Source organism: Streptomyces sp. NRRL B-24085 (assembly GCF_001282115.1).
Lineage (GTDB): Bacteria > Actinomycetota > Actinomycetes > Streptomycetales > Streptomycetaceae > Streptomyces.
Genome location: NZ_LJBR01000336.1, coordinates 1 through 8004, shown reverse-complemented (window position 1 = coordinate 8004; position 8004 = coordinate 1). Strand labels below are relative to the sequence as shown.

Annotated in this window: 7 protein-coding genes and 1 pseudogene; 5 read left to right on the top strand and 3 right to left on the bottom strand. The window is 73.1% G+C overall.

Annotation, left to right across the window (positions count from 1 at the left end; all coding sequences use genetic code 11):
• Both AOJ26_RS31365 and AOJ26_RS31360 read right to left on the bottom strand, forming a co-directional pair.
• A partial coding sequence (locus AOJ26_RS31365) for a protein kinase domain-containing protein (protein ID WP_053851749.1) occupies positions 1 to 1425 on the bottom strand: 1425 nt, incomplete at its 3' end.
• Between the two features lie 216 nt (positions 1426 to 1641).
• On the bottom strand, positions 1642 to 2313 hold the full coding sequence (locus tag AOJ26_RS31360) for an RDD family protein (RefSeq protein ID WP_053851748.1): 672 nt from the start codon (positions 2311 to 2313) through the stop codon (positions 1642 to 1644).
• Positions 2314 to 2559: 246 nt separating this feature from the next.
• On the opposite strand from AOJ26_RS31360, the gene AOJ26_RS31355 reads away from it, so the two are divergent.
• The 5 genes from AOJ26_RS31355 to AOJ26_RS31335 all read left to right on the top strand — a co-directional run bounded on the left by AOJ26_RS31355 (position 2560) and on the right by AOJ26_RS31335 (position 7605).
• Positions 2560 to 3414 (top strand): bifunctional methylenetetrahydrofolate dehydrogenase/methenyltetrahydrofolate cyclohydrolase, encoded by an 855-nt coding sequence (locus AOJ26_RS31355; RefSeq protein WP_053851747.1) that lies wholly within the window; start codon positions 2560 to 2562, stop codon positions 3412 to 3414.
• Positions 3415 to 3664: 250 nt separating this feature from the next.
• The gene (locus AOJ26_RS31350) at positions 3665 to 4108 is read left to right on the top strand and encodes a DUF3017 domain-containing protein (protein WP_053851750.1); all 444 of its coding nucleotides are present in this window, start codon (positions 3665 to 3667) and stop codon (positions 4106 to 4108) included.
• 234 nt (positions 4109 to 4342) lie between these two features.
• Positions 4343 to 4819 carry a helix-turn-helix domain-containing protein gene (locus AOJ26_RS31345; RefSeq protein ID WP_053851746.1) on the top strand — a complete coding sequence of 159 codons (477 nt, stop codon included), beginning with the start codon at positions 4343 to 4345 and terminating at the stop codon, positions 4817 to 4819.
• Positions 4820 to 5053: 234 nt separating this feature from the next.
• Positions 5054 to 6241: a helix-turn-helix domain-containing protein gene (locus tag AOJ26_RS31340; protein WP_053851745.1), complete on the top strand. Its 1188-nt coding sequence runs from the start codon at positions 5054 to 5056 to the stop codon at positions 6239 to 6241.
• A 374-nt stretch (positions 6242 to 6615) separates the two neighbouring features.
• Entirely contained in the window at positions 6616 to 7605 is a 990-nt protein-coding gene (locus tag AOJ26_RS31335; protein ID WP_053851744.1) for a malate dehydrogenase, read from the top strand.
• Between the two features lie 144 nt (positions 7606 to 7749).
• Here the strand turns inward: AOJ26_RS31335 and AOJ26_RS31330 are convergent.
• A pseudogene (locus tag AOJ26_RS31330) lies at positions 7750 to 8004 on the bottom strand (hypothetical protein); the annotation flags it as partial.

Sequence of the window (8004 nt, the reverse complement as noted above, 5' to 3'; positions counted from 1 at the left end):
CTCCACACGCGGCGGCGGCGCGGCCGTCCTCGTCACGGTGGCGGTGGGGGCGGGCGCCTCGCTGCCGCCGCCTCCGCCCGCGCCGCCGCCGCGTGTGGAGGTCGCCGACGGTGTGCTGTCCGGCTCGCGGCTGCTCTCCTCGGCGACGGCCTGCCGCTCCTCGCCCTTGTCCTTCTTCTTCTCGCCCCTGCCCGTGCCGGAGGGGGAGGGCGAGGGCGAGGCTCCGGGCCCGGACGAGGTGGGCGCGGCGGAGGCCGTGACACTCCCGGAGCCCGTCGGGGCGGCGGCCGCGGCGTCGGGGCCGGGCCGGGTGAGCAGGAAGGCGCCGACGGCCACGGCGCCGACGGCGATGCCCGCCACGGCGGCCAGCAGGGGCCTGCGCCGGTTGCCCGTCCCGCCGGCCGGCCCGGGAACCGGCGCGGGCAGCGGCACCACGGGGGTGCGGAAGTGGGGGGACTGCCGGACCGGCACGCCCTCCAGCACCGCGCAGCCCTGCTGCCGTTCGCGGAGCCGGACGGCCAGCGGTTCGTGCCAGTCGGACGCGCGACCGTGCCCGGCGGCCGCGGCCGCGTCGATCAGTTCCCGAGGGGCGGGGCGCCCGGCGGGGTCCTTGGCCAGGCACGCGGACAGCAGGGCGGCCAACGCCGGGTCGCTCCTCCCGAGTTCCGCCATGACCTCGGTGTCGGGGGCCTCGAAGGCCACCCGGTGCATGACGTCCACGCCGGTCCCGTCGCCGAAGGGGGCGTGCCCGGTGGCGGCGTAGACGATGGTGCAGCCGAGGGAGAAGACGTCGGAGGCGGCGTCGCAGCGGCCCTCCCGCAGGTACTCGGGCGCCATGTACGCGGCCGTGCCGACCCGGTTGCCGGTCGTGGTGATCGCGCTGCTGTCGGCCGCGCGGGAGATGCCGAAGTCGATGACGTGCGCGCCCCTGGGGGACAGGATCACGTTGGACGGCTTGAGGTCCCGGTGCACGACCCCGGCGGCGGCCAGCGCCGACAGGGCCTCGCCGAGCTCCGCCACCAGCCGCCACACCCCGGTCGGCGTCAGAAGCCCGCACTCGCGGACGGCCTCGGCGAGGTTGAGACCGGGCAGGTACTCGGTGGCCATCCACAGCAGCGCGTCGTCGAACCCGGTGCCCAGCAGGTGCGGCGCCCGCGGGGTGCGCACCCGCCCGTGCACGGCGGCCTCCCGCTCGAACCGCCGCCGGAAGTCCGGGCCCTCGGCGTACTCGGGCCGGATCACCTTCACCGCGGCGAGTCCCGGGGCGTCGTCGGCGCGCCGGGCCAGGTAGACCCGCCCCATGCCGCCGCTGCCGAGCAGCCCGAGCGGGACGTAGGGGCCGATGCGCCCGGGATCGGCGGGCAGCAGCGGGACCGCGCCCGCCTGCCGCAGCGCGGTGTCACCGGCCGCCGGTATGTCTGTCACGGTCCCCCCGACCTGCCTCTTCGTACCTCAACGTGCTCTCGTGTCACACCAGTTGGCTGAGGAGAGGCTAGCGCCCCGTCGGCGGGGAGTCCGGGGATACGGGGGGAACGTGGCGCAGACGACGCCCCGGGGCCGTGTCACGGTGTGACACGGCCCCGGGGAGGTCCGGCGGGCGGGCGGCGTGGTGGTCCGCTCCCGACTGCGGTGCGGCGGTGCTCAGTTGGTGCGGATGACGATCGACGAGCAGACCTTGTCGGCGAAGGTCTGGCGCTTGGCGTCCCAGGCCGGCCACAGCCAGCCGAGGTAGCACGCCAGGCTGTCCAGGAAGTGCGCGAGACGGCGGACGAAGGCCATGCCGACACCGAGGGGCTGCCCGTCGCTCTCCCGCACCAGACGGATGCCGAGCGCCTTCTTGCCGAGCGTCTGGCCGGTACGGCCCTCCATGATCAGCAGCCAGATCGCCAGGCCGATGACGGCGAGGTAGCCGATGATCGCCAGGGCCGGGGTGTTGTTGGCCGCGCCGACGCCGGCGAGGACGTACGGGACCGCGAAGACGAGCATGTCGACCAGGGTGCCGAGGAAGCGCTGCCCCCAGTTGGCGTACGGGGGCTGCATGCCGTAGCCGGGCTGCTGCGGGTAGCCGTAGGCGGAGGCCGGGACCTGCGGCGCCTGCGGGTAGCCGTACCCGGGCTGCTGCGGATAGCCCTGCTGCTGCGGGTAACCCTGCTGCTGCGGCACACCCTGGGGAGCCTGCTGCGGGTAGCCGTAACCGGGCTGCTGCGGCTGCTGCTGGGGGTAGCCGTACCCGGGCTGCTGAGGCGGCTGCTGCTGGGGGTTCTGCGGGTTCTGCGGCTTTTCGTAAGGGTTGTTGGGCGAGCCGAAACTCATGGGATCCTCCGTCGGCCGGGCTGGGGACAATGCGGACTGCGCGGAGGAACGTCGTGTCTGAGCGGTCTGCCCCCCGAACACCAACCGCGATACCGCGATACTGCGCCAGACATCGTTCTAGGCAGGTGTGTTGTTGTCCAGCCTCATTCGGTATGTGTTGTGCAAGTGCAACCTCGCCGATCTTGGACGCGGCCCTGGTGGAGCCCTGATTGGAACCGGGGCCGGGTCATCCGGGAGGATGGGGTCATGACCGCCCAGATTCTCGATGGCAAGGCCACCGCAGCCGCGATCAAGTCCGATCTGACCGCCCGCGTGGCGGCGCTGAAGGAGAGGGGCGTCACGCCCGGCCTCGGCACGATCCTCGTCGGGAGCGACCCCGGCAGCCAGAAGTACGTCGCGGGCAAGCACCGCGACTGCGCGGAGGTCGGCATCGCCTCCATCCAGCGTGAACTGCCCGAGACGGCCACGCAGGAGGAGATCGAGGCGGTCGTCCGCGAGCTGAACGACGACCCGGCGTGCACCGGCTACATCGTCCAGTTGCCGCTGCCCAAGGGCATCGACGAGAACCGCATCCTCGAGCTCATGGACCCGGACAAGGACGCGGACGGGCTGCACCCCATGAACCTCGGCCGCCTCGTCCTCAACGAGCCGGCGCCGCTGCCCTGCACACCCAACGGCGTCCTGACCCTGCTCCGCCGCTACGGCGTCGAGATCAAGGGCGCGGAGGTGGTGGTCGTCGGCCGCGGTGTGACGATCGGCCGCCCCATGCCGCTGCTGCTCACCCGGCGCAGCGAGAACGCCACGGTGACCCAGTGCCACACCGGCACCCGTGACCTGTCCTCGCACCTCAAGCGCGCGGACATCATCGTCGCCGCCGCCGGCTCCGCCCATCTGATCCGTCCCGAGGACGTGAAGCCGGGCGCCGCCGTCCTCGACGTCGGCGTCTCCCGCAACGCCGAGGGCCGGATCGTGGGCGACGTCCACCCCGGCGTCGCCGAGGTCGCCGGCTTCATCTCCCCGAACCCGGGCGGCGTCGGCCCGATGACCCGCGCCCAGCTTCTCGTCAACGTGGTCGAGGCGGCGGAGCGCGGTGTCGGCTGAGGCACGGAACCCCGGACAGCGGGGAGCGGCCCCGGCGGAGGGCTCTCAGGAGGAGGCCGCCGTGGCGTCCGCCGATGCGCGTGGCCGACGGGTGGCCGGGGACGCGGACCCGGTGGCCGCAGGCCCGGAGCGGGGCTCCCGGGACGGCGTGGCCTCCGAGGCGTCCCGGACCGACGACGGTGACGGCGGTGCCGCCCCGGGTGGAGAAGGTGGGGCCGACGAGGTGGCGGAGCCCGGCGAGCAGGCCGAGATGGTCGTCCGGGACGCGATCAGCGCGCCCGACATCGACGGGCGGCCGCGGCGGGCGACACGGCGGTTTCCGCTGTTCACCCGGGACACCGCACGGCCCGAGGGCGGTGGCCGGGCCGCGCCGCGGGACGCTCCGGCGCCCGCCCGGCAGTGGCCGGTGCTCGCCGTGCTGGCCGTGGTGGGGCTCGGGCTGCTGCTGACCGCCCTCGACCAGTTCCGCTACGGCACCCTGTTCGTCGGCCTCGCCCTGCTGGCCGGAGCCGTGCTGCGCTGGCTGCTGCCGGACGTCGGCATGCTCGCCGTCCGCTCCCGCTTCACCGACATCGCCACCTACGGCGTGCTCGGCACCGCGATCGTCCTGCTGGCGATGATGGTGCAGCCGAACCCCTGGCTGGAGATCCCCTTCCTCAAGGACACCCTGCACTTCACCGTCAGCAACAGCTGACCCGCGGCGGCCGGCGGTTCGCCCCCACCCCCGACGAGGGACGGACCGCCTCCGCCACCCAGCCTCCCGTGCCGCGAACAGCCTGTTCAACCGCTGTCAGTTCGCTGTGGCACAGCGGTGACGGTTCCGGCACGGTGTGCGGGACCTGCCACAGCCGGCCCCGGACCAGGAACCGATCAGTGCCGTGACGTCGTCAATTGCCTGGAACAGGTGAGGACGCCGCGGAGGTGGGCGATGAGTGGCTGGCAGGCGCTGCCCGACGATCTGCCGCCGGAGGTACGGCACTTCGTGGAGCAGCTCAGGCAGCTCAAGGACCGTACGGGGCTCAGCCTCGTCGCACTCGGCGCCCGCACCGCGTACAGCAAGTCCTCCTGGCACCGCTATCTGAACGCCACCCAGCCCCCGCCCCGGCAGGCCGTCGCCGCCCTGTGCCGGATCGCGGGCCTCGACACCCTGGACGCCGAGCGTTTCGGTGTGCGCTGGGAACTGGCGGTCCAGGCCTGGCCCCGCCCGGCGACGGCGCCCGCGCGGGCCTCCGGCACCCAGGAGGGCGGGACGGACGAGCGGTACGAGGAGGACCCCACCCTGCCCTGGTGGGACGAGCCCCCCAAGGAGCGCGCGCACGGCATGAACCGCCTCCTGCTGGCCGCCGTGCTTCTGCTCGTGCTCGTCCTGCTGCTCGGGGTGGCCGGGGCCGTTGCCTCCGGGTAGGCAGGGACTCGGGTGACGGCCGTTATCTCCGATGTCTTCCGCCTGTGACGATGTATCGACGGGTTTGCGTATTTGATATGGAGCTGTTCGACAGCACGGCTAACGTGTCGAACTTGCGGATGCTCCCGTGCGCCCCCGCCCGGAAAGCTGAGATCCTTGTGGCAGGGGGAAGAGCGGGGAACAGCCAGCACCGACCGGGGGGAAAGAGGGGGAGCAATGCCTCGTTGGAGGGCCTTGCCGGATGAACTGGATCCGCAGGTCAGGGAGTTCGCGAGCCAGTTGCGGCGGCTCGTGGACCGCAGCGGCCTGAGCATCGCGGCCGTGGCCGACCGCACGGGCTACAGCAAGACGTCCTGGGATCGGTATCTCAACGGCCGGCTGCTCGCGCCGAAGGGCGCGATCGTCGCCCTGGCCGAGGTCACCGGCACCAATCCGGTGCACCTGACCACGATGTGGGAGCTCGCCGAACGCGCCTGGAGCCGTTCGGAGATGCGCCACGACATGACCATGGAGGCCATCCGGATCTCCCAGGCGCGGGCCGCGCTCGGCGAGTTCGGCGCGCCGCCCGCGAACGCCAAGGGCGGCAAGACGGCCCGCAGGAGCGGCAGCGCGACGGCGACACCCGGGGTGGCGGGACCGGCGGGGGTCGCCCCCACGGTGCCGCCCCAGCCGGTGGCGTCGGAGAACGACAGCGCGGAGGCGCGCCGCGCCGCCTCTTCGGGAACCAACTCCTGGGGGGTGGCCGGGTACCAGGGGCCGTCGCAGGCGGCGGGGCGTGCGGCTCCGGCCGGACCGGCCTCCCCGGGCGGACCGGGGTGGACCCCGGGGGCGCCGGGGCCGTACGACCAGCCGCAGGACGCGCGTCCCGGTGACGGCGCCTCCGGTGCGGCCGGTTCCGGTGGCGCCGGTGGCGCCGGTGGTTCCGGCGGGGGCAAGCGGCGGCTGACGATGTTCCTCGCGGGAGTCGTCGGGGTGCTGGTCGTGATCGCCGCGGTGTTCTTCCTGACCGACCCGGGCGGCGACAAGAAGAACAAGGCCGAGAAGTCGCCGTCGCCGTCCGCCAGCGCGAGTGTCTCGCTGCCCCCCGGCGTGAAGTGCAGCGGCCAGGGATGCACCGGGAAGGACGCCGAGGCCATGGGGTGCAGCGGCAACCTGGTGACGACCGCCAAGACCGCGACGGTCGGGGCGGCCGTGGTCGAGGTGCGCTACAGCAAGACGTGCGGGGCGGCCTGGGGGCGGGTCACCCAGGCCGGGCAGGGCGACCAGGTCGAGGTGAGCGCGGGCAAGGCGGTCGAGCGGAGCGGCGGCATCACCGAGGCCGGGGACACGATCGCCTACACGCCGATGGTCGCCGTGAAGGACGCGGGCGAGGCGAAGGCGTGCGTGACGCTGGCTTCCGGGCAGCGGGGGTGCACCGACTGAGAGGGTGCCGGGGGCGTGTCGGCTGCGGGTGCGTCGTGGCTTGTCGCGCAGTTCCCCGCGCCCCGGGTGGGTGATTTTTCCCGGAGTGCGCATGGACTGTTGAATCCCGGGCACGCGAACCGTACCCCCACGGGAGTCCGGAAACGGTACCCCCATACGGCGGCCGCCTCCGTCCCCCCTCTCCCGGACGGGCGGCCGCCTCTTCTGTCGGGGCGGCGGTGCGTGCGGTGGTGTGGGCTGGGCCACAGGGGGCCGGACGTCCGGGATCCCGGATGCGCGATAGCCTGACCGCTGGAGATCTCTTGACGCCGAGAGATCGATCAAACGTCCGGGGGCAGGGACGCCCCACTGCCGTCTGTCATACGGAGAACGCCATGACCCGCACTCCCGTGAACGTCACCGTCACCGGCGCGGCCGGCCAGATCGGTTACGCCCTGCTCTTCCGCATCGCCTCGGGCCAGCTCCTCGGCGCTGACGTGCCGGTCAAGCTTCGCCTCCTGGAGATCACCCCCGCGCTCAAGGCCGCCGAGGGCACCGCGATGGAGCTCGACGACTGCGCCTTCCCGCTGCTCCAGGGCATCGACATCACGGACGACCCGAACGTCGCGTTCGACGGCACCAACGTCGGCCTGCTCGTCGGCGCCCGCCCCCGCACCAAGGGCATGGAGCGCGGCGACCTGCTGGAGGCCAACGGCGGCATCTTCAAGCCGCAGGGCAAGGCCATCAACGACCACGCCGCGGACGACGTGAAGATCCTGGTGGTCGGCAACCCGGCCAACACCAACGCGCTGATCGCCCAGGCCGCCGCCCCGGACGTACCGGCCGAGCGCTTCACCGCGATGACCCGCCTCGACCACAACCGCGCGCTGACCCAGCTCGCGAAGAAGACGGGCACCTCGGTCGCCGACATCAAGCGGCTGACCATCTGGGGCAACCACTCCGCCACCCAGTACCCGGACATCTTCCACGCCACGGTCGCCGGCAAGAACGCCGCCGAGACCGTGAACGACGAGAAGTGGCTGGCCGAGGACTTCATCCCGACCGTCGCCAAGCGCGGTGCCGCGATCATCGAGGCCCGGGGCGCGTCCTCCGCCGCCTCGGCCGCCAACGCCGCGATCGACCACGTCCACACCTGGGTCAACGGCACCGCGGACGGCGACTGGACCTCCATGGGCATCCCGTCGGACGGCTCCTACGGCGTCCCGCAGGGCCTGATCTCCTCCTTCCCGGTCACCACCAAGGACGGCACGTACGAGATCGTCCAGGGCCTGGACATCAACGAGTTCTCCCGCGCCCGCATCGACGCCTCCGTCAAGGAGCTGGAGGAGGAGCGCGAGGCGGTCCGCGCGCTCGGCCTCATCTGAGTTTTCTCCACAGCTCTGTCACGAGCCTGCACGGGCCCTGTTCCGGTTCCCTCCGGAACGGGGCCCGTGGCCGTTTTCCGCCCTACGGTCGAAGTCTTGCCCGACGGGGTGATGCGGGGGGTTCGCGATGAACGGCTGGAACGGCTACAGCTCCGGTTCCGGAGCGGGACACGGGCCGAGCGAGGAGAGGGGCCGGTCGGCCTGGGGCCCGGAGGAGACGGGGACCGCTCCGCCCTGGGCCTCCGCGGAGACCCAGACCTCCTTCGCCCCGCCCTGGGCGACGGCGGGGACCCAGGCGTCGCCCAGGGCGGGGCGAAGGACGGTCTGGGTGTCCGCGGCGGCTCCGGGCGGAGCGGTCCCCGTCGCCTCCGGGCCCCAGGCCGAGCGTCCCCCCTCCTC